This window comes from Litoreibacter meonggei, from assembly GCF_003663885.1.
Classification (GTDB): domain Bacteria; phylum Pseudomonadota; class Alphaproteobacteria; order Rhodobacterales; family Rhodobacteraceae; genus Litoreibacter; species Litoreibacter meonggei.
On sequence record NZ_RCCE01000001.1, the window covers coordinates 197,584 to 217,786 of the forward strand.

Below are 20,203 nucleotides of genomic sequence, written 5' to 3' on the forward strand. Positions count from 1 at the left end.
AGAAAGTGGGTCCTTTATGGATTGGGACAAGTTGCGAATTTTTCACGCGGTGGCCGATGCCGGCAGCCTGACACATGCCGGTGACACGCTACATCTGTCGCAATCGGCTGTGTCGCGGCAGGTGCGCGCGCTGGAAGAATCGCTCAACACCACCCTGTTCCACCGCCACGCCCGCGGACTGATTCTGACCGAACAAGGCGAGCTGCTGTTCGACGCCACACGCGCGATGACCAAACGACTGGATGCGGCTTCCGCACGAATACGCGACAGCGAGGAAGAGGTGTTTGGCGAGTTGCGCATCACAACCACCATCGGCTTCGGCACGCTCTGGCTGGCCCCGCGCCTATCGAATTTCTACGCGAATTATCCCGACCTCAACATCAACTTGATGCTGGATGAACATGTGTTGGATCTGCCAATGCGCGAGGCCGACGTTGCAATTCGCATGAAAGAGCCATCGCAGGCCGATCTGGTGCGAAAACGGCTGATGTCCGTGCGCATGCGCCTCTACGCGTCACGCGCCTATCTGACGAGCCACGAAGTCCCTCAATCCATGGAGGACCTGCAGGACCACCGCCTGATCTGTCAAAACGTAAACTCCGAGCAAGTGTCGGCGGGTGCCACCCTGGTACGCGAACTGATGAGCTATGACCTGCCCCATCTTCTGACCGTGAACAATTACTTTGGTTGCTTGCAGGCGGTGCGGAACGGACTGGGCATCGGTGTGCTGCCGGATTATGTGGCTATAGATGACCTTGAACTGGTGCGCGTCCTGCCTGATGTCGAATCGAACGCAGTGCCGGTTTTCCTCGCCTATCCCGAGGAGTTGCGGCAATCCAAACGCATTTCAGCTTTCCGGGATTTTGTTGTGGAGCAAATCGGCGAGCAGAAGAAACGCGCGCAAATGATTGAAAACGGGTGATTTAGGGCTTGCTATGCGTCAAATGCATAGCGGATATGCTTTAAAAACTGCCCATTTTTCTTGAAACGCGCGAGGGCGACGCCTAATTCCTATGCATGGGCGGCGCTGATGCGCTTCCCACCTCCCTGTTGGACTTCGGCCGAGCTTTATGCTCGGCCTTTTTTTGGCAACAGCATAAATTGTCAGGCAAGAAAAGATGACGACAAAAGCAAATATAGCTCTACGCTTGATTTTGGACGCCTTTTTGGTGGGATTCAGCTTTCCCCTCGTCAAAAATATCAGTCAGGCGGTTGATGACGATTTGACCTTATTTGAGACAGTTGCCCCGATCGCGCTGTTCAGCGCCGGTGTGAATTTGTTGATTTTGGATGTCTTCACGTCGCTGGAAGAAAAATCGGCGCTGTTTCAACAAGGTAAAAGAGAGCCATTATCCATATTCTTTATGGTTTTAACCGTTTTGCCGATCTACTGGCTTTGGCTCAAATAGTCTGCGGAGTGCCAAAGCTCCGAAACCGAGCAGATCCTCGACGAGTATCTGACAACAGACTTTTCTCGAAAGTCTGTCCGTCGACGCAGCCAAGAAAACTCCATCCCCCCTTCCCCCTGCGGCCCCTGTGCAATATGAGGTCCGCAAGCAGAAATGATCTGGGGAATTCACGGCATGCAGGAACCACACATCACCGATGATTTGATTGCGGCGCACGGGCTTTCGCCTGACGAATACGACCGCATCCTAGAGATCATGGGCCGCGAGCCGACCTTCACGGAGCTCGGCATCTTCTCGGCCATGTGGAACGAGCATTGCTCTTACAAATCCTCCAAGAAATGGCTGCGCACGCTGCCTACCGAAGGCCCGCAAGTGATCTGCGGTCCGGGCGAGAATGCAGGCATCGTGGATATTGGCGACGGTCAATGCGTGGTCTTCAAAATGGAGAGCCACAATCACCCGTCCTATATCGAGCCCTACCAAGGAGCTGCGACCGGTGTGGGCGGCATTCTTAGGGATGTGTTCACCATGGGCGCGCGCCCCATCGCTGCGATGAACTCGCTGTCATTCGGAGAGCCGGACCACCACAAGACCCGCCAGCTTGTTTCTGGCGTGGTTGCGGGCGTCGGCGGCTACGGCAACTGTTTCGGGGTGCCGACCGTGGGCGGCGAAGTGCGCTTCCACCCGGCCTATAACGGCAACTGCCTTGTGAACGCCTTTGCGGCAGGCATCGCGGATACTGACAAGATTTTCTACTCGGCGGCCTCCGGCGTCGGCATGCCCGTTGTCTATCTGGGTGCCAAAACCGGACGTGACGGGGTTGGCGGCGCGACCATGGCGTCCGCCGAGTTTGACGACACCATCGAGGACAAGCGCCCCACCGTGCAAGTCGGCGACCCGTTCACCGAGAAACGCCTGATGGAAGCGACGCTGGAATTGATGGCGACCGGTGCGGTGATTTCCATTCAGGATATGGGGGCCGCTGGCCTCACCTGCTCCGCCGTGGAGATGGGTGACAAAGGCGGCTTGGGCGTGAAGCTGAACCTTGAGGACGTGCCGCAGCGTGAAGAGAACATGAGCGCCTACGAGATGATGCTATCGGAGTCGCAAGAGCGCATGCTGATGGTGCTGAAGCCGGAGTTGGAAGCCGAAGCCCGCGCAGTCTTTGTCAAATGGGATCTGGATTTTGCCATCGTCGGAGAAACCATCGCCGAGGACCGCTTCTTGGTCTTGCACAACGGCGAGGTCAAAGCTGACCTGCCGCTGAAGACCCTGTCCGGCTCTGCCCCTGAATATGACCGCCCTTGGGTGGAAACCCCTGCCGCCGCCCCGCTGGAGGATATCCCGCAGGTCGACGCCATCGACGCGCTGCGCATGATCCTGTCCAGCCCGAACTATGCCCGCAAGCAATGGGTGTGGGAGCAATATGACAGTCAGGTCATGGCCGACACCATCAACGCGCCCGGTGCGGGCGCCGGTATCGTGCGGGTGCACGGCACAGACAAGGCGCTGGCGTTCACCTCCGACGTGACTCCGCGCTACGTCAAAGCGAACCCAGTCGAGGGCGGCAAGCAGGCGGTGGCTGAGGCCTACCGCAACCTGACGGCCGTTGGCGCTGTGCCGCTGGCGACCACCGACAATATGAACTTCGGCAACCCCGAAAAACCCGAAATTATGGGGCAATTTGTGGGCGCAATCAAAGGTATAGGGCTTGCCGTTAAAGCGCTGGACATGCCCATCGTGTCGGGCAACGTGTCGCTTTACAACGAGACCGACGGCACCGGCATCCTGCCGACCCCAACAATCGGAGCGGTCGGCCTGATCCAGCACTCAGACGGCATCATCGCAGGCATCGTGCGCGAGGGTCATGTGCTGCTGATGGTCGGCGACGCGGAGGGCCATCTGGGCCAGTCCGCCCTGCTCGCCGAAGTGTTCAACCGCGAGGATGGCGACGCGCCGCATGTCGATCTGGCGGCCGAGAAACTGAACGGCGACTTCATCCGCGCGCAGCGCGAATGGATCGACGTGTGCACGGACGTGTCTGACGGCGGCGTGGCCTTGGCCGCGTTCGAGCTAGCCGACGCAGCTAGTGTTGGCGTTACCTTGGATGATGACACCACCGCGATGGCCTTTGGTGAGGATCAAGCCCGCTACTTGATCGCTTGCTCGTTCGATAAGGCCGAGGCCTTGATGGGCGCGGCCGGTCTGGCTGGCGTGACGCTTACCACAGTGGGTAAATTCGGGGGCGATGCGGTCACAATCGGGGCCTCCTCGGCCCCACTGGCCGAGTTGTCCGAGGTCTATCACACAAGCTTTGAGGCAGCCGTCGGCTGAACGTGGGTTGTCACCTGACACTCCGCTACCTACCTTCTAACCAACGACCATCTGACAGGAGCCACGAGCACCCATGCAACCCAGAGATATCGAGGATCTGATCCGCGTAAGCTTCCCAGACGCACAGATCGAAGTACAAGGCGACGACGGCGCACATTTCTCGGCGCTTGTGGTGGATGAAAGTTTCAAAGGCCAGAACCGTGTGCAGCAACAACGTGCGGTGATGGCAGCTGTGAAAGACAAGGTGGACAGCGGCGAATTGCACGCCCTGGCCCTGACAACAAAAGCACCGGAGTAAGACATGACTGACGCAAATGCACAAATCAAAGACACCGTGAATGGCAACGACGTCGTGTTGTTCATGAAGGGTACCTCAAGCATGCCGCAATGTGGTTTCTCGTCCAAAGTAGCGGGCGTTCTGAACTATATGGGCGTTCAGTACAAAGACGTGAATGTTCTGGAAGATGAAGGCATCCGCTCCGGCATCAAAGAATTTTCGGACTGGCCCACCATCCCGCAGCTTTATGTCAAAGGCGAATTCGTTGGTGGCTGCGATATCATCACCGAGATGACCCTGTCGGGCGAGTTGGATACCCTGCTGGAGCAAAACGGTGTAGGCTTCGACAAAGACGCGGCTAACAAAATTCGTGAGCATAACACCTAAGGGGCACATGCGATGAGCGACGAGATTGAGGAATACCTAGACGATATCTTCTCGGAGCATCGCGTTGTCTTGTTCATGAATGGAGCTGTCCAATCACCTGCGGATGCGGAATCGATGATGGCCTTGGACCTTCTGACTGCACTCCAGATCGAGTTTTACCCTGTAGATGTCAGCCGCGACCCACGTTTGTTGGTTGCTGTGCAAGAGCGGTCGGAGTGGCAGCAACTGGCGCAACTGTTCATTGACGGACAGTTTATCGTCGACACCTACAACATGTCGCCGACGCTGAAATCCAAGCAGTTGGACAAGATCCTGAACACGAAGAGCGTTGCGTTCAGTAAAGCCGCTGCGGATCAGTTTCGCGAAATGAACAAATAGGCCGTTGCCTGACACAAAAAAGCCCGGCTGAAGCATCGCTTCTCCGGGCTTTTTTTATTGTCTTCTTAGCTGGTTATAGCAAGCTCTTCACTTTGTCAGCCACGCCTTGGGCGGTGATGCCAAAATGCGCGTAAAGCTCGTCCGCCGGAGCCGACGCCCCGAAGCTTTCCATGCCGACGAAGCCCGCCTTGCCGGTCTTGCCACGCTCGCCCAGCAGCCATTTGTCCCACCCAAAGCCGATTGCCGCTTCGACCGCGACGCGCACCGGACCCGCAGGAAGAACCTTGCGGCGATACTTCTCGTCTTGCGCCTCAAACAACTCCCAGCAGGGCATGGACACGACACGGGTGCCGATGCCTTCGGCCTCCAGTAACTCGCGGGCGGCCAAGGCGATTTCGACCTCGGAGCCGGTCGCCATGATGATCGCCTGACGCTTGCTCTCGGCCTCGGCCAAGACATAAGCGCCCATGGCGGTCTGGTTTTTCAGCGTGTGATCGGTGCGCACGGTGGGCAGGTTCTGACGTGATAGCGCCAAAACCGATGGCGTCGATTTGGATGTCAGCGCCAGCTCCCACGCCTCGGCCGTTTCCACCGCATCCGCAGGGCGGAAGACGTTGGTGTTTGGCGTCGCGCGCAACATGGCGAGATGTTCCACCGGTTGGTGGGTCGGGCCGTCTTCGCCCAGACCGATGCTATCATGCGTCATGACGTAGGTCACCGGTACGCCCATCAGGGCAGACAGGCGCATAGCACCACGTGCATAATCGGTGAAACACATGAATGTTCCGCCGTAAGCCTTTGTTCCGCCATGCAAAGCCATGCCGTTCATCGCGGCAGCCATGCCGTGTTCGCGGATACCGTAATACATGTAGCGGCCCTTACGATTCTCTGGGGAGAACACGCCCATATCCGTCGTCAGAGTGTTGTTCGACCCTGTCAGATCGGCGGATCCACCAAAGGTTTCTTGCATGATCGGGTTGATCACTTCCAACGCGATTTCGGATGCCTTGCGGGTTGCCACTTTCGGCTTGGTTTCGCTGATTTGCTTCTTCAACGCCTTGATCGTGGCCGACAGCTTCTTCGGTGCATCGCCTGCATAGCAGCGGGCGAATTCTTTCTGCTTGGAGCCGGAAACCTCGCTCAAGCGACCTTCCCACGATTCCCGATCTGCGGCACCGCGCTTGCCGATAGCTTCCCACTGGGATTTGACATCAGCAGGAACCTCGAACGGGCCATAGCTCCAGCCATAGGCCGCCTTGGTGTCGCGGATCAGATCGTCCGACGTCAAGGCGCCATGACCCTTGGAGGTGTCCTGCGCCGAAGATCCCAGTGCGATATGCGTTTTGCACGCGATCATCGACGGTTTGCGGGTTTTCTTGGCTTTCTCGATGGCAGCATCAATCTGCTCTGGATCATGGCCATCGATTTCCTGCACATGCCAGCCCGACGCCTTGAAGCGTTGGGCTTGGTCGGTGCGATCCGACAATTCCACGGTGCCGTCGATGGTGATGTTGTTGTTGTCCCAGAACACGATTAGGCGGCCCAACTCGTGGCGACCTGCAAGGCCGATAGCCTCTTGGCTGATACCTTCCATCAGGCAACCGTCGCCCGCGATACAATACGTATAATGGTCGACCAGCTTCTTGCCGAAGCGCGCACGCTGGTTTTCCTCGGCAATGGCGAAGCCGACGGAGTTGGCCAAACCCTGGCCCAACGGGCCGGTGGTGGTCTCTACGCCAGTCGCGTGACCATATTCGGGGTGACCGGCAGTGATTGCACCCATTTGACGGAAGTCCTTGATCTGCTTCAGCGTCATATCGGCATAGCCGGTCAGATGCAGCAGCGAGTAGATCAGCATGGAGCCGTGCCCAGCGGACAGAATGAACCGGTCACGATCAGGCCATTGCGGCGCGGAGGCGTCGAATTTCAGGTGCTTCTCGAACAGCACCGTCGCCACGTCGGCCATACCCATCGGCATACCGGAGTGGCCGGAATTCGCCGCCGCTACGGCGTCCAGCGTCAGGGTTCGGATGGCGGCTGCGCGCATCCAATGTTCGGGGTGGGCTTTGCGCAGAGCTGCAATATCCAAGGGTCTGATCCTTATTTGGCGGGGCTTGTCGACCGCGGTGATACCAGCGTGGGCGCGAAGTTCAAGTCGTGGAAGACGTCGCGTCACCACTACATGCGCTTAAAGGGGAGGCATTCGCCGCAATCTGTGGTTAAAATCAAGCCTGTGAGGCACGGAGTTGATTCGTGGCGGGATATCCCGCCTTCGGGTCCTCCTACGAGACGAGGGACAAACATGACTGACGTCACCGAGCTGGAGCAACGCATTATCACCGCGTTGGACAGAATTGCGTATAGCGCAGACCAGATTGCCAGCGCCCCTGCGGCACCGGATGCCGATATGGTTGAAGAACTTGAAATTGAGCGTGATACCAACGCGCGGCTGGTTGAAGCCGGACAGCAAAACCTGGCCCGCATGGAGCGAATGGAAACCCGAGTGACCCGTCTGACGGACCGGCTGGAAACCATGGAAGCCGAAAACAAGCGCCTGCAAGCAGCCATGGATGCGCTGCGTGAAACCAACAAGCAGCTGCGCGCGGCCAACGCCGAACATCAAGGTGCGGATGCCTCGATCAACACAGCGCTGGAAACCGAAAACAACGCGCTGCAAGCCGCCCGAACCGCTGATCTGGCGGAACTCGACGACATTTTGAGCGAAATCGCGCCACTGGTTAAGGAGGGTTAACCCATGCCTGAGATCAATATCGAAATCGGGGGCCGCACCTTTCAGGTTGCCTGCCAAACCGGTGAAGAGCATTTCTTGCAGACTGCCGCCAAATTGCTGGACAATGAAGCCAGCGTGTTGGCCGATCAAATCGGGCGCATGCCGGAAACCCGCATGCTGCTGATGGCGGGCCTGATGCTGGCTGACAAAACCGCCGGGTTGGAAGAAGACCTACGCGCCGCCGACGATCGCCTCGAAAAGATGACCCGCGAGGTGGAAAACCTCAGAGCCGCCCCGCAGAAAACTGTGGAAGTACCGGTCGTACCTGCGTCGGTCACAGACACATTGGCAGAGCTGGCGGCACGCTCCGAAGCGCTGGCAGAATCACTTGAAGCCAAACGCGCGTGAGCCTCTGAGCCACGCGCGCCCGCAAAACGTTAACGCTAACACGGAAACTGCGGCATTCTGCGTCGGCTTATTGTTTACGTGTTAACGCTAACAGCTTAATTTTTAAGCCAAATCAACCTATCCACATGTAGTGTCTACCCTTATACCACGTGACAAGATTAAGCGGAGCGTAGAGGGACAAGTGACCATGACCACCACCGTAGCAATTAACGGGTTTGGCCGTATTGGCCGTTGTACCCTCGCCCATATCGCCGAGAGTGCCCGCAACGACATCCAAGTTGTCGCAATCAATGCCACCGGGCCGATCGAGACAAACGCTCATCTGCTGAAATACGACAGCGTCCACGGCCGCTTTGGCCAAGAGGTTCGCGTTGACGGTGACACAATGGATATCGGTCGTGGTCCGATGAAAGTATTCTCGACCTACAACCCGCAGGAATTGGACTGGAGCGGCGTTGATGTCGTGCTGGAATGCACCGGCAAGTTCAACTCCAAGGAACAGTCAGAAGTTCACCTGACACGTGGCGCGAAGCGCGTGCTGATCTCCGCGCCAGCGTCTGGCGTTGACCGCACCATCGTTTACGGCGTGAACCACCGCGACCTGCTGCCAGAACACAAGGTGATCTCCAACGGCTCCTGCACCACCAACTGCCTTGCCCCGCTGGCAAAAGTGTTGAACGACGCGATTGGTATCGAGCGCGGCATCATGACCACGATCCACAGCTACACCGGCGACCAGCCGACACTGGACCGCCGCCACGACGACCTGTATCGCGCCCGCGCAGCAGCCATGGCGATGATCCCGACCTCCACAGGTGCCGCGAAAGCCTTGGGCGAAGTGCTGCCGGAACTGGCAGGCAAACTGGACGGCACCGCGATGCGCGTCCCTACCCCCAACGTATCCGCCGTGGACCTGACATTCGAGGCGTCCAAGGACGTCACTGTCGAGGACGTGAACGCTGTGGTGGCAGAGGCTGCCGCTGGCCATATGGGGGCCGTGCTTAGCTATGACCCCGAGCAGAAAGTCTCCATCGACTTCAACCACACCAATTACTCCTGCATATTCGCGCCGGACCAGACAAAGGTTGTCGGTGGCCGCACGGTTCGGGTATTGGCTTGGTATGACAACGAATGGGGCTTTTCCTGCCGCATGGCCGACGTGGCCTCTGCAATGGGACGCCTCTGATACTTCAGAGGGCCCGCGCCTTACATGACCAACAAGATAGCTATCGTTTTGGCGATCCTGATCGGCGGCATCATTGCCGCTGATCTTTTGGTGTTCGGTTGGGATTTGCACATCTTCTTGGGAAAGAAGCTGATGATTCTAACAGAATATATGGCTTTCTGGCGGTAAGTTGGCTGCGTCGGCATTCCGGCCGGCCGCGGATCACATCCAGTGCAGTTTTGGCGCATCTTGCGACGATCAATCGGGCTGAATGGGATTTCGTTGACGAACACCAACACACTGTCAATAACAGTCACACACACCCGGCTCATTCATGGCCAGCTCGACGACCAGCAAAGGAAACGTAATGCTCGACAGACCCGCAATAGACTCCATAGCAACTGCCGACGACATTACGAAATTGGACCTCTCCGACAGCAGTCTGACAACAGATGCGATTATGTTGCTCGGATTTCAGCGTACCAAACAAATCGGGCGCAAGGCGCGTTTATCTTGGATGAACGGCAACCCCGCGCCGCTTCAGGCCGAGGCCGAAACCCGACGTCGCGAAATTTTTGAAGGGGCGTTGCTGGAGATCTACCAAGAATACGTCCCGCTACGAGACCAGCTGAAAGCCCTGAAGATTGCGCCAAAGCGGGTTATCGATATCGGGTGCGGACAGGCAATCAATGATCTGTTCCTACATCGGGATTTTAAGCCGCATTTCACATTGGTCGATATCGAACACACCCCCGATCAATACCATCAGTGGTCCAATCAAGGCAGCGGCTACGCCAGCTTGGACAATGCCAAAGCCCTGCTGCACGCAAACGGCGTTGCAAAATCAAAGGCGGTGACTATCAACCCGCGCAAGACACCCGATGCCCTAGAGGGACTAACCGGCGATCTGGTCACCAGCCTGTATTCCTGCGGCTTCCACTACCCCGTTGATGAATACGTTCCGCTTTTTGATCGGGTCATCGAAGCGGGAGGTGCGGTTTGTCTGGACTTGCGAAACAATTACACTGCAAACCACCCCGACAGTGCGGCCAGACTTTTGGATGGACGAACGATGACAACGGTCTATGAGGATACGAAATCCAAGCGCGTATTGGTCCGGAAATCCTGACGGATCGCGCGTCTAAGATTGACGGTCGTCCGGCAGTGTCGGTCTTTGAAACCCGCTAACACGTCAGCTGCACCATTGAACAGCCTGAAGCATCGGAAATCTGGCGCAAACGTATCGTCAACTTTGTGCGGCAAAGCGTTTGCTCGGCTGTCGATCCTTCCTGCACACCCTTCCAAATTTGACGCCCACAGGTTGACCTTTGCTCGAAAATGCGATTGTTAGCGGTAACAGTTTTTCTAATCTCCCATCAGGAGGGTCTCCCCCATGTCAGTTAAAGTAGCCATCAACGGATTTGGCCGTATCGGTCGCAACGTCTTGCGCGCCATCATCGAGAGCGGTCGCACCGACATTGAAGTCGTCGCGATCAACGATTTGGGGCCGGTCGAGACCAACGCCCACTTGCTGCAATACGACTCAGTCCATGGCCGTTTCCCGCAAGAAGTAGTCGTCAACGGCGACACTATCGATGTGGGGCGAGGCCCGATCAAAGTGACCGCCCTGCGCAATCCTGCCGACCTGCCTTGGGGTGACGTGGACATCGTTTTGGAATGCACAGGCATCTTCAACTCGAAAGAAGCCTGCCAAGCGCATTTGGAAAACGGCTCGTCGCGCGTGTTGATCTCGGCACCGGGCAAAGGCGCGGACAAGACAATCGTCTATGGCGTGAACCACGACAGCCTGACCAAGGACGATATCGTCGTCTCCAACGCATCCTGCACCACCAATTGCCTGTCGCCGGTGGCACATGTGCTGCAAGACAATATCGGCATCGTCAAAGGCTTCATGACGACGATCCACAGCTATACGGGTGACCAGCCAACTTTGGACACTATGCATAATGACCTGTACCGCGCGCGCGCAGCGGCCTTGTCCATGATCCCAACCTCGACCGGCGCTGCAAAGGCCGTCGGATTGGTTCTACCAGAGCTGGATGGCAAACTGGACGGCGTCGCCATCCGCGTGCCCACACCGAATGTCTCGGTTGTGGATCTGACCTTCGAAGCGTCTCGTGATACGACCATAGAGGAGGTCAATGCTCTAATCGCTGCGGCAGCCGAAAGCGGCCCGCTCGAAGGCATCCTTGGCTACACCGAGAAAAAACTGGTGAGTTCCGACTTCAACCACGACCCGCGCTCGTCGATCTTTGCAGCGGATCAAACCAAAGTTCTGGACGGCAACATGGTTCGCATCCTGACATGGTACGATAACGAATGGGGCTTCTCCAACCGCATGGCCGACACCGCCGTCGCGATGGGGAAACTCCTCTAGACTTCATCTTGGCATAAATATTCAAATGCCACGACTAGATCACACGGCCCGCTCCTTATAGAAGCGGGCCGTAAGCATTTATGGAGACGGCACATGGCTTGGAAGACACTCGACGATATGGATTTGGATGGCAAACGCGTGCTGATCCGTGTGGACATCAATGTGCCTATGGAAGATGGCCATGTTACCGACACCACCCGCATCGACCGCATCATCCCCACCGTACGTGACGTGCTGGCCGCTGGCGGCATACCGATCCTGATGGCGCATTACGGCCGCCCAAAAGGCAAGGTGGTGCCGGACATGTCGCTGAGCCATGTGGTCCCGACCTTATCCGACATTCTGGACCAGCCTGTCGCATTTATTGACGGCAGCTACGGTGAGCGTATCGCGGCATTGCAAACTGGCGAAATCGCCTTGCTGGAGAACCTGCGGTTCAATCCCGGCGAAGAGGCAAATGACGCGGGCTTCGCACAGCGCCTCGCCTCGCTGGGCGATGTCTATGTCAACGATGCGTTCTCTGCCGCACACCGTGCGCATGCCTCGACCGAAGCGCTCGCCAAGTTGTTGCCCGCCTGCGCGGGGCGCCTGATGCAAGAAGAACTCAGCGCGCTGGAAGCCGCCCTTGGCACACCTGAACGCCCTGTGGTTGCGATTGTTGGCGGGGCGAAGGTGTCGACCAAGCTCGACCTGCTGGGCAATCTCGTGGAAAAGGTCGACCATCTGGTGATCGGGGGCGGCATGGCCAACACTTTCCTTGCAGCACAGGGGATCGGCGTGGGCAAATCGCTGGCCGAGCATGAGATGGCCGGCACCGCCCGCGACATCATCGCCAAGGCCAAGACGACCGGCTGCGAAATCATCCTGCCGCGCGACATCGTCGTCGCCAAGGAGTTCAAGGAAAACGCGCAACATCAGACTGTTGCCGCTGGCGACTGCCCCGAGGACCAGATGATCCTCGATGCCGGACCCGAAACCGTGGACTACATCATGGGCGTCCTGAAAGACGCCAAGACGCTCATTATGAACGGCCCGCTTGGCGTGTTCGAACTGGCACCGTTTCACAAAGCGACCTTCGATGTGCTCGACGAAATCGCGCGCCAGACCAAGGCTGGCGAACTGGTCTCTGTCGCTGGCGGTGGCGATACCGTGGCGGCCGTGAATGCGAGCGGGCATGAGGATGATTTCACCTATATCTCCACCGCGGGCGGCGCGTTTTTGGAGTGGATGGAGGGCAAGACCCTCCCCGGTGTTGCCGCGTTGGAAGGATAGGACATGGGCTATGTGCTGATCACCGGGGCTTCCGAGGGGATCGGCAAAGCCATCGCCCGTCGCGCCGCGCAAGACGGGCGTGACCTGATCCTGAGCGCTCGCTCGGAAGATAAATTGGAAGCGCTGGCCACTGAGTTGCGCCAGACCGGACGAGATGTTCACGTGGTAATCGCAGACCTGAATGCCGCGAACGGGGCGACACGGCTTTGGACCAAGGCCACACAAATCGGCCCCATCGACGTGCTAGTGAACAACGCGGGGCTTGGCATCAACGGGCCATTCCTGAAAACCGACACCGCCCGCGAAGAGGCTACAGCGCAGGTCAATATGATCGCGCTGACCCAGCTGATGAAGGCGGGCGTGCAGCACATGGAGCAAAACGGCGGCGGCAAAATCCTCAACGTATCGTCAACCGCCGCTTTTATGCCCGGCCCACAAATGGCGGTGTATCACGCCAGCAAATCCTATGTGCTGTCGCTGTCCGAGGCCGTCGCGCAGGAACTGGCGGGGAGCAGCATCTCCGTGTCGGTGCTTTGCCCCGGCCCCACCGCTACGGAGTTCTTCAAAGACGCCGACATGAAGGATGTGCGGCTGCTGAAGCTGAGCCTGTCCATGACCGCCGAGGATGTGGCTGACGCTGGCTGGTCCGGCATGTTGCGCGGCAAGCGGGTGATCGTGCCGGGGTTCATGAACAAAGTGTTCGCCTTCATGCCCCGCTTCACCCCGCGCGGGCTTCTGACGTGGGTTGTCGCGCAGTTTTATGTGCGCTCCTGAGCGCCGTTAGCGCAAGCATCGTTGCAACCGCACGCCCCCTAGCCTAGAGATTGCGCAATTTAGCGTATCCAAGGCGAGGCCTATCATGTCGAACTCCGAACAACTCGAGCAAATCCGCAACGGCAACGGCTTCATCGCCGCGTTGGACCAGAGCGGCGGGTCGACCCCGAAAGCGTTGCGCCAATATGGTGTCACCGAAGACGCCTACGCCAATGACGAAGAAATGTTCGACCAGATCCACCAAATGCGCACCCGCATCGTGAAAGCGCCAGCGTTCAGGGGCGACAAAGTCATCGGCGCGATCCTGTTCGAGAAGACCATGGACCGCGAGATGGATGGCGTCCCGTCCGGCAAGTTCATCTGGGAAGACAGCGGCGTCGTCCCGTTCCTGAAAATCGACAAGGGTCTGGAAGCCGAGGCCGATGGCGTCCAGTTGATGAAACATATTGACGGTCTTGATGCACTGCTGAAACGCGGCGTGGAAAAGGGCATGTTCGGGACGAAGATGCGCTCGGTCATCAACGCAGCGTCGGCGTCTGGCATCGCGGCCAACGTGGCGCAGCAGTTTGATCTGGGTCGCCAGATCATGGGCCACGGTCTGGTGCCGATTATTGAGCCGGAAATAAACATTACCATCGCTGACAAGGCCGAAGCCGAGGCGATCCTGCTGGTGGAACTGACCAAGCAACTGGATGCCCTGCCCGAAGGCAAAGACGTGATGCTGAAACTGACCCTTCCAGAGGTCGCGAACCTGTATCACCCCTTGGTCAGCCATCCGCGCGTTATGCGCATCGTTGCACTGTCGGGCGGCTATTCCCGCGCCGAGGCCAACGCCCGGTTGTCCAAGAACACAGGTGTGATTGCCAGCTTCTCTCGTGCGTTGACCGAAGGGCTATCCGCCCAACAGACCGACGCCGAGTTCAACGAGCTGATCGCGGCAACCATCGACAGCATTTATCAGGCATCTGTGGCGGGATAATTGGCAAAAACCTTAACAAAAATGCCGATTTAGCAATTTAGGGGATTCACAAATCGAATCACATGTGCGATTCATTTCGGGTAGCGTCCGCAAAGAGGCGCACCCCGAGGTTTACATTGACCAATTCGCGCACCACTTTTGGCATCACGCCCTTGCTGATCTTTTCGGTATTCCTCCTGATGGGGGCGTATTTCGTTTTTGCAGCAGTGCAAGGCGACTACGGCATCTTCCGCAGAGTTCAGGTTGAAGCCGAGATCGAAACCTTGCGCGCTGAACTGGACACTCTTGAGGCTCAAGTGGCAGAGATGCGCAACAAGACGCGGCGTCTCTCCGACAATTATCTTGATCTGGATCTACTAGATGTTCAGGCTCGCTTAACTTTGGGTTTGATGCGCTCCGACGAAATATTGCTGCGTTAACCCACTAAGTTTAATCCTTTATATTTTAATTTCAGCGCACCCCTGCCAAAATTTTCCTTGCGGCACTTAAACGGGGTGATCTTTCCCAAAAGCTCTGGTAAAAGATAGTTTAACGTTAAACTATACCCTTTTGCGCTAAGATTTTGGGAGGACTGCCAGCATGGCCGCCAAGAAAACCACCAAGAAAGCGAATGTCTCCAAGGAAGAGCTTCTAAGCTTTTACCGCGACATGCTTTTGATCCGTCGCTTTGAAGAAAAAGCGGGCCAGCTGTACGGAATGGGCCTGATCGGTGGGTTCTGCCACCTCTACATTGGTCAAGAGGCCGTCGTTGTAGGCTTGGAAGCAGCCACCAAAGAGGGCGACAAGCGCATCACCTCTTACCGTGACCATGGCCACATGCTGGCCTGCGGCATGGACCCTAAAGGCGTTATGGCCGAACTGACGGGCCGCGAAGGCGGCTATTCCAAAGGCAAGGGCGGCTCCATGCATATGTTCTCCAAGGAGAAGCATTTCTATGGAGGGCACGGCATCGTCGCGGCTCAGGTGCCTCTGGGCGCAGGTCTGGCGTTTTCTGACAAGTACCGCGGCAATGACAATGTGACGTTTACCTATTTCGGCGACGGTGCCGCGAACCAAGGTCAGGTCTACGAGGCGTTTAACATGGCCGCGCTGTGGGATCTGCCGGTGATTTTCGTAATCGAGAACAATGAATACGCGATGGGCACTGCCATGGCCCGCTCTACCTCGTCGCCCGACATCTACACCCGTGGCGCCGCCTTTGGGATTAAAGGCGAGGCAGTAGATGGCATGGATGTTCTGAAGGTCAAGGAAGCATCAGAGAAAGCCGTGGCGCACTGCCGCGCGGGCAAAGGCCCCTATATCCTTGAAGTCAAAACCTATCGATATCGCGGCCACTCCATGTCAGATCCTGCGAAATACCGCACGCGCGAAGAAGTTCAGAAGATGCGCGACGAGCGGGACTGCATCGAACAGGTCCGCGACATGCTGCTGACCGGAAAACATGCAACTGACGATGATCTGAAAGCCATCGACAAGGAGATCAAGGGCATCGTGAACGAAGCGGCCGATTTCTCCAAAGAAAGCCCCGAGCCTAGCTTGGACGAGCTCTATACCGACATTTACATGGAAGCGGAGGCTTAAGACATGGCGACCGAAATTCTAATGCCCGCCCTCTCGCCCACCATGGAAGAAGGCACTCTTGCCAAGTGGCTTGTGAAGGAAGGCGACACTGTCTCCTCCGGCGACATTATGGCTGAAATCGAAACCGACAAGGCCACGATGGAATTTGAAGCCGTAGACGAAGGCATCATCGGCAAAATCCTGATCACGGAAGGCACCGAAGGCGTGAAAGTGAACACCGCCATAGCGATTTTGGTTGAGGAAGGCGAAAGCGCCGATGACCTTGAAGCGTCTTCTGGTGCTGGTTCTGACGACGAGGACAAAGCCCCGATTGACGAGCCGATGTCCGCCAACCCCGGCGCGCCTGTCGCGGTGGTCGTTCCTGCCGAAATGGACATCCCTGAAGGCACTGAAATGAAGCCAACAACGGTCCGCGAAGCCCTGCGCGACGCCATGGCCGAGGAAATGCGCCGCACGCCGGAAGTATTCCTGATGGGCGAGGAAGTCGCCGAATACCAAGGCGCTTACAAAATCTCCCAAGGGTTGCTGGACGAGTTCGGTTCCAAACGCGTCATCGACACACCAATCACGGAGCACGGCTTTGCCGGTATCGGCGTGGGCGCTGCGTTCGGTGGTTTGAACCCGATTGTGGAATTCATGACCTTCAACTTCGCCATGCAGGCGATTGACCACATCATCAACTCTGCAGCCAAGACACTGTATATGTCCGGCGGCCAGATGGGTTGCCCGATTGTGTTCCGCGGCCCCAACGGGGCCGCGGCGCGCGTCGGCGCCCAGCACTCCCACGACTACGCTGCCTGGTATTCGCAAATTCCGGGGTTGAAAGTCGTGATGCCCTACTCGGCCGCAGACGCCAAAGGACTGCTTAAAACCGCTATTCGTGACCCCAATCCGGTGATCTTCCTTGAGAACGAAATTCTCTACGGCCAGTCCTTCGACGTCCCGGTCATGGATGACTACACGGTACCGTTCGGCAAGGCGAAAATCTGGCGTGAGGGCACGGATGTGACCATCGTCAGCTTCGGCATCGGGATGAAGTACGCACTGGAGGCCGCTGATAAATTGGCAGAAGATGGTATCAGCGCCGAAGTTTTAGACCTACGAACGCTGCGCCCGATGGACACTGGTGCGATTATCGAAAGCGTCAAGAAAACCAACCGCTGCGTCACTGTGGAGGAAGGTTTCCCTGTCTGCTCCATTGGCAGTTACATCAGTTCGGTCCTGATGCAGGAGGCGTTCGATTACCTCGACGCGCCCGTCATCAACTGCACTGGCAAGGACGTCCCCATGCCCTATGCGGCCAACCTCGAAAAGCTTGCACTGACGACGACCAAAGAGGTCATCGACGCGGTAAAAGCTGTCACCTACCGCTAGAAGATGGTTCAGGAACGCCAAAATTTACACTCCATCGAGGCAAGCAGGTGGCTTTTCGAAAGCTTCACAACCTCGCAGCGTGAAAACAACCGCAACCTGATCTGGGTATGTGGGGCGTTCCTCTTCGCATCATTTCTAACGGTTGCGTTTAACTTGGGTGCGATTGAAAACATCGCATTCCAAGCGCTGTCAATCGAGGGGAGTTTGACCTCGACCCTCCCTATCCGCGCGATGATGTCCGTGGTGTGCTTCGTGACTTTTGCGGCAATTGTCTACGTGGTTCTCGAGCAGCAACGTCTCGAACTGGGGGTAGACTACCTCGCTAAACAGCAACAAAGCGAGGCTGCCCAGATCGACTCGTTTTCCGACTGGCTCGAGCAGCGCCACCCAATGGTGTCACGAGCCAAACGGCTTTCTATCGTAGCCTTTCTCACATTTTGCGCGGCTGTCCTTGTGATCGACATCGCCACGCTTTTCTACTCATTCTCAATCTGAGGACCAGACCATGCCAATAGAAATTCTCATGCCCGCGCTCTCCCCCACTATGGAGGAAGGCACGCTTGCCAAATGGTTAGTGAAAGAAGGCGATACCGTTAATTCCGGCGACATCATGGCCGAGATCGAGACCGACAAAGCCACGATGGAATTTGAAGCTGTAGACGAAGGTGTCGTCGGCAAGATACTTGTGTCGGAGGGCACCGACGGCGTGAAGGTGAACACACCGATTGCGGTTCTGCTGGAAGACGGCGAAAGCGCCGACGACATTGGCGAGACGTCATCCAAGCCTACAGAAACGCCGAGGTCCAAAACTGAAGACCCTAAAAATGACGCGCCTACACCGGCAGCCGCCCCCGCTGCTGCACCATCCAAATCTGACGGTGAACGTATCTTCGCATCCCCTCTTGCCCGCCGGATAGCCGCGGACAAAGGAATTGATTTGGCCGATCTAAAGGGCTCCGGCCCTAAAGGGCGCATTGTGAAGGCCGACGTGGAAGGTGCAAAAGCCACACCAAAAGCTCAACAAGCAACATCGACCGACGCGCCAGCAGGGGCCGCCAGCGCTCCGGCGATGGCGTCTGGCCCCACCACCGACCAAGTGCGCAAGATGTATGAGGGCCGCGAGTACGAGGAGCAGCCACTCGACGGCATGCGCAAAACCATCGCGGCCCGCCTGACAGAGGCTAAGCAGTCGGTTCCGCATTTCTATCTGCGTCGTGACATCCAACTGGACGCGCTTCTCAAGTTCCGCGCAACACTGAACAAGCAACTGGAAGCCCGCGGCGTGAAACTGTCGGTTAACGATTTCATCATCAAAGCCTGCGCACTGGCCTTGCAACAAGTGCCGGATGCGAACGCCGTCTGGGCTGGCGATCGTACGCTGAGCCTAAAGCCTTCCGACGTTGCAGTAGCGGTGGCAATCGAAGGCGGGTTATTCACACCGGTCCTGAAAGACGCCGACATGAAATCGCTGTCTGCCCTCTCTACAGAGATGAAGGACCTTGCAACGCGCGCCCGCGACCGCAAACTTGCACCACATGAATACATGGGCGGCAGTTTTGCGATCTCCAACTTGGGTATGTTCGGGATCGACAATTTCGACGCCATCATCAACCCACCCCACGCCGCAATTCTGGCTGTGGGCGCAGGTGCAAAAAAACCTGTTGTGGGCGAAGATGGGGAGCTGAAAGTGGCGACCGTGATGTCCACAACGCTGAGCGTCGATCACCGTGTGATTGACGGCGCACTTGGGGCCAATTTGCTCAACGCGATCAAGGATAACCTTGAGAACCCGATGGGCATGCTCGCCTAGCCCTCGCTATTCAATAAAAAAGGCCGGATCAAACGATCCGGCCTTTTTCTACCTAATTATTTAATATCAGCCTTTGGTACCAATCATCTGATCCATTGAGATCGAAGGATGCGTGCACCCCGCCTCACCCACAATCTTGGCGGGAACTCCGGCCACAGTCTTCATCGGTGGAACCTCTTCCAACACCACAGAACCTGCAGCCACGCGGGAGCAATGCCCCACCGTGATATTACCCAGAACTTTCGCGCCCGCACCAATCAGCACACCGTTCTCGATTTTCGGGTGACGGTCGTCATGCTCTTTCCCCGTCCCGCCCAGCGTGACCGAGTGCAACATGGAGACGTTGTCGCCAACGACAGCCGTCTCACCAATCACGATGGAATGGGCGTGGTCGATCATGATACCCTTGCCGATCCGCGCCGCAGGATGGATATCCACACCAAAGGTCTCCGAGGTCCGCATTTGTACGAAGTAAGACATGTCCTTGCGGCCCTGCTTCCACAGCCAATGCCCGATGCGGTAGGCTTGGATTGCTTGAAATCCTTTGAAGAACAGCACAGGTTGAAGGAACCGATCGCACGCGGGGTCACGATCATAAACCGCAACAATGTCAGCGCGCGCCGCTTCCCCAAGCGTGGGATCACTCGCATAGGCCTCATCTGCGATTTCGCGCAAAATTTGTTCTGACATCTCCGCAGACGCCAGTTTTTGCGAAAACCGATAGGCCAATGCGGCTTCCAGTTTGCCGTGGTGCAAGACAGAGCCGTGGATAAGTCCGCCCAAGAGCGGCTCATCCGCAATGGCCACACGCGCTTCTTCTGTGATTTGCGACCAGACCGGATCGATATTCGCCAACTTGGGGTCGGAATGTGCCATCAGATGTCCTTTAAAGTGTTCTTACGTTCATACACCACATAGGTAAAATC

22 protein-coding genes are annotated in these 20,203 nt (G+C 57.2%); 20 read left to right on the forward strand and 2 right to left on the reverse strand.

Annotated features, from left to right (window positions below; translation table 11 throughout):
- The first annotated feature begins 16 nt into the window (after window positions 1–16).
- The 6 genes from BCF46_RS00885 to BCF46_RS00910 all read left to right on the forward strand — a co-directional run bounded on the left by BCF46_RS00885 (window position 17) and on the right by BCF46_RS00910 (window position 4,785).
- Window positions 17–922, forward strand: coding sequence for a LysR family transcriptional regulator (locus BCF46_RS00885; protein ID WP_121020810.1), 906 nt, complete (start codon window positions 17–19; stop codon window positions 920–922).
- A gap of 196 nt (window positions 923–1,118) precedes the next feature.
- Window positions 1,119–1,409 carry a hypothetical protein gene (locus BCF46_RS00890; protein ID WP_121020812.1) on the forward strand — a complete coding sequence of 97 codons (291 nt, stop codon included), beginning with the start codon at window positions 1,119–1,121 and terminating at the stop codon, window positions 1,407–1,409.
- A gap of 174 nt (window positions 1,410–1,583) precedes the next feature.
- Entirely contained in the window at window positions 1,584–3,743 is a 2,160-nt protein-coding gene (gene purL / locus BCF46_RS00895; protein WP_121022211.1) for a phosphoribosylformylglycinamidine synthase subunit PurL, read from the forward strand.
- A 73-nt stretch (window positions 3,744–3,816) separates the two neighbouring features.
- Window positions 3,817–4,041 (forward strand): BolA family protein, encoded by a 225-nt coding sequence (locus tag BCF46_RS00900; protein WP_121020814.1) that lies wholly within the window; start codon window positions 3,817–3,819, stop codon window positions 4,039–4,041.
- A gap of 3 nt (window positions 4,042–4,044) precedes the next feature.
- Window positions 4,045–4,407, forward strand: a complete 363-nt coding sequence (grxD, locus tag BCF46_RS00905) for a Grx4 family monothiol glutaredoxin (protein ID WP_121020816.1) — start codon at window positions 4,045–4,047, stop codon at window positions 4,405–4,407.
- A 12-nt stretch (window positions 4,408–4,419) separates the two neighbouring features.
- The gene (locus BCF46_RS00910; RefSeq protein ID WP_121020818.1) at window positions 4,420–4,785 is read left to right on the forward strand and encodes a glutaredoxin domain-containing protein; all 366 of its coding nucleotides are present in this window, start codon (window positions 4,420–4,422) and stop codon (window positions 4,783–4,785) included.
- A gap of 73 nt (window positions 4,786–4,858) precedes the next feature.
- Here the strand turns inward: BCF46_RS00910 and tkt are convergent, their stop codons facing one another.
- On the reverse strand, window positions 4,859–6,874 hold the full coding sequence (gene tkt, locus BCF46_RS00915; protein WP_121020820.1) for a transketolase: 2,016 nt from the start codon (window positions 6,872–6,874) through the stop codon (window positions 4,859–4,861).
- Window positions 6,875–7,087: 213 nt separating this feature from the next.
- Between tkt and BCF46_RS00920 the strand changes: the two genes are divergently transcribed.
- From BCF46_RS00920 to BCF46_RS00980, 14 genes are all read left to right on the forward strand, one after another.
- The gene (locus tag BCF46_RS00920) at window positions 7,088–7,537 is read left to right on the forward strand and encodes a hypothetical protein (protein WP_121020822.1); all 450 of its coding nucleotides are present in this window, start codon (window positions 7,088–7,090) and stop codon (window positions 7,535–7,537) included.
- Between the two features lie 3 nt (window positions 7,538–7,540).
- Window positions 7,541–7,924, forward strand: coding sequence for a cell division protein ZapA (locus BCF46_RS00925; RefSeq protein ID WP_121020824.1), 384 nt, complete (start codon window positions 7,541–7,543; stop codon window positions 7,922–7,924).
- A gap of 187 nt (window positions 7,925–8,111) precedes the next feature.
- Window positions 8,112–9,110, forward strand: a complete 999-nt coding sequence (gene gap / locus BCF46_RS00930) for a type I glyceraldehyde-3-phosphate dehydrogenase (protein ID WP_121020826.1) — start codon at window positions 8,112–8,114, stop codon at window positions 9,108–9,110.
- Window positions 9,111–9,134: 24 nt separating this feature from the next.
- Window positions 9,135–9,278, forward strand: a complete 144-nt coding sequence (locus BCF46_RS19655) for a hypothetical protein (protein ID WP_170157826.1) — start codon at window positions 9,135–9,137, stop codon at window positions 9,276–9,278.
- Window positions 9,279–9,456: 178 nt separating this feature from the next.
- Entirely contained in the window at window positions 9,457–10,218 is a 762-nt protein-coding gene (locus BCF46_RS00935) for a hypothetical protein (protein ID WP_121020828.1), read from the forward strand.
- A gap of 264 nt (window positions 10,219–10,482) precedes the next feature.
- Window positions 10,483–11,487, forward strand: coding sequence for a type I glyceraldehyde-3-phosphate dehydrogenase (gap, locus tag BCF46_RS00940; protein WP_121020830.1), 1,005 nt, complete (start codon window positions 10,483–10,485; stop codon window positions 11,485–11,487).
- 93 nt (window positions 11,488–11,580) lie between these two features.
- Complete coding sequence (locus tag BCF46_RS00945) at window positions 11,581–12,759, forward strand: phosphoglycerate kinase (protein WP_121020832.1); 1,179 nt, start codon at window positions 11,581–11,583, stop codon at window positions 12,757–12,759.
- Window positions 12,760–12,762: 3 nt separating this feature from the next.
- On the forward strand, window positions 12,763–13,533 hold the full coding sequence (locus tag BCF46_RS00950; RefSeq protein ID WP_121020834.1) for an SDR family NAD(P)-dependent oxidoreductase: 771 nt from the start codon (window positions 12,763–12,765) through the stop codon (window positions 13,531–13,533).
- A gap of 85 nt (window positions 13,534–13,618) precedes the next feature.
- On the forward strand, window positions 13,619–14,512 hold the full coding sequence (locus BCF46_RS00955) for a fructose bisphosphate aldolase (protein WP_121020836.1): 894 nt from the start codon (window positions 13,619–13,621) through the stop codon (window positions 14,510–14,512).
- 179 nt (window positions 14,513–14,691) lie between these two features.
- Window positions 14,692–14,931: an FtsB family cell division protein gene (locus tag BCF46_RS00960; protein ID WP_245989799.1), complete on the forward strand. Its 240-nt coding sequence runs from the start codon at window positions 14,692–14,694 to the stop codon at window positions 14,929–14,931.
- A gap of 160 nt (window positions 14,932–15,091) precedes the next feature.
- Window positions 15,092–16,093, forward strand: a complete 1,002-nt coding sequence (gene pdhA / locus BCF46_RS00965; protein ID WP_121020840.1) for a pyruvate dehydrogenase (acetyl-transferring) E1 component subunit alpha — start codon at window positions 15,092–15,094, stop codon at window positions 16,091–16,093.
- 3 nt (window positions 16,094–16,096) lie between these two features.
- Window positions 16,097–17,467 carry a pyruvate dehydrogenase complex E1 component subunit beta gene (locus tag BCF46_RS00970; protein ID WP_121020842.1) on the forward strand — a complete coding sequence of 457 codons (1,371 nt, stop codon included), beginning with the start codon at window positions 16,097–16,099 and terminating at the stop codon, window positions 17,465–17,467.
- Between the two features lie 3 nt (window positions 17,468–17,470).
- Window positions 17,471–17,962 carry a hypothetical protein gene (locus BCF46_RS00975; protein WP_121020844.1) on the forward strand — a complete coding sequence of 164 codons (492 nt, stop codon included), beginning with the start codon at window positions 17,471–17,473 and terminating at the stop codon, window positions 17,960–17,962.
- A 10-nt stretch (window positions 17,963–17,972) separates the two neighbouring features.
- Window positions 17,973–19,277: a pyruvate dehydrogenase complex dihydrolipoamide acetyltransferase gene (locus BCF46_RS00980; RefSeq protein ID WP_121020846.1), complete on the forward strand. Its 1,305-nt coding sequence runs from the start codon at window positions 17,973–17,975 to the stop codon at window positions 19,275–19,277.
- Between the two features lie 66 nt (window positions 19,278–19,343).
- On the opposite strand, the gene cysE is transcribed toward BCF46_RS00980, so the two are convergent.
- Window positions 19,344–20,153, reverse strand: a complete 810-nt coding sequence (gene cysE / locus BCF46_RS00985; protein WP_121020848.1) for a serine O-acetyltransferase — start codon at window positions 20,151–20,153, stop codon at window positions 19,344–19,346.
- Window positions 20,154–20,203: the final 50 nt, after the last annotated feature.

What these genes read in the sequence shown, in the direction of transcription:
- BCF46_RS00885 (WP_121020810.1), top strand. Translation starts at nt 17, where the DNA reads ATGGATTGGGACAAGTTGCGAATTTTTCACGCGGTGGCCGATGCCGGC.
- BCF46_RS00890 (WP_121020812.1), top strand. Translation starts at nt 1,119, where the DNA reads ATGACGACAAAAGCAAATATAGCTCTACGCTTGATTTTGGACGCCTTT.
- purL (WP_121022211.1), top strand. Translation starts at nt 1,584, where the DNA reads ATGCAGGAACCACACATCACCGATGATTTGATTGCGGCGCACGGGCTT.
- BCF46_RS00900 (WP_121020814.1), top strand. Translation starts at nt 3,817, where the DNA reads ATGCAACCCAGAGATATCGAGGATCTGATCCGCGTAAGCTTCCCAGAC.
- grxD (WP_121020816.1), top strand. Translation starts at nt 4,045, where the DNA reads ATGACTGACGCAAATGCACAAATCAAAGACACCGTGAATGGCAACGAC.
- BCF46_RS00910 (WP_121020818.1), top strand. Translation starts at nt 4,420, where the DNA reads ATGAGCGACGAGATTGAGGAATACCTAGACGATATCTTCTCGGAGCAT.
- BCF46_RS00920 (WP_121020822.1), top strand. Translation starts at nt 7,088, where the DNA reads ATGACTGACGTCACCGAGCTGGAGCAACGCATTATCACCGCGTTGGAC.
- BCF46_RS00925 (WP_121020824.1), top strand. Translation starts at nt 7,541, where the DNA reads ATGCCTGAGATCAATATCGAAATCGGGGGCCGCACCTTTCAGGTTGCC.
- gap (WP_121020826.1), top strand. Translation starts at nt 8,112, where the DNA reads ATGACCACCACCGTAGCAATTAACGGGTTTGGCCGTATTGGCCGTTGT.
- BCF46_RS19655 (WP_170157826.1), top strand. Translation starts at nt 9,135, where the DNA reads ATGACCAACAAGATAGCTATCGTTTTGGCGATCCTGATCGGCGGCATC.
- BCF46_RS00935 (WP_121020828.1), top strand. Translation starts at nt 9,457, where the DNA reads ATGCTCGACAGACCCGCAATAGACTCCATAGCAACTGCCGACGACATT.
- gap (WP_121020830.1), top strand. Translation starts at nt 10,483, where the DNA reads ATGTCAGTTAAAGTAGCCATCAACGGATTTGGCCGTATCGGTCGCAAC.
- BCF46_RS00945 (WP_121020832.1), top strand. Translation starts at nt 11,581, where the DNA reads ATGGCTTGGAAGACACTCGACGATATGGATTTGGATGGCAAACGCGTG.
- BCF46_RS00950 (WP_121020834.1), top strand. Translation starts at nt 12,763, where the DNA reads ATGGGCTATGTGCTGATCACCGGGGCTTCCGAGGGGATCGGCAAAGCC.
- BCF46_RS00955 (WP_121020836.1), top strand. Translation starts at nt 13,619, where the DNA reads ATGTCGAACTCCGAACAACTCGAGCAAATCCGCAACGGCAACGGCTTC.
- BCF46_RS00960 (WP_245989799.1), top strand. Translation starts at nt 14,692, where the DNA reads ATGGGGGCGTATTTCGTTTTTGCAGCAGTGCAAGGCGACTACGGCATC.
- pdhA (WP_121020840.1), top strand. Translation starts at nt 15,092, where the DNA reads ATGGCCGCCAAGAAAACCACCAAGAAAGCGAATGTCTCCAAGGAAGAG.
- BCF46_RS00970 (WP_121020842.1), top strand. Translation starts at nt 16,097, where the DNA reads ATGGCGACCGAAATTCTAATGCCCGCCCTCTCGCCCACCATGGAAGAA.
- BCF46_RS00975 (WP_121020844.1), top strand. Translation starts at nt 17,471, where the DNA reads ATGGTTCAGGAACGCCAAAATTTACACTCCATCGAGGCAAGCAGGTGG.
- BCF46_RS00980 (WP_121020846.1), top strand. Translation starts at nt 17,973, where the DNA reads ATGCCAATAGAAATTCTCATGCCCGCGCTCTCCCCCACTATGGAGGAA.
- cysE (WP_121020848.1), bottom strand. Translation starts at nt 20,153, where the DNA reads ATGGCACATTCCGACCCCAAGTTGGCGAATATCGATCCGGTCTGGTCG.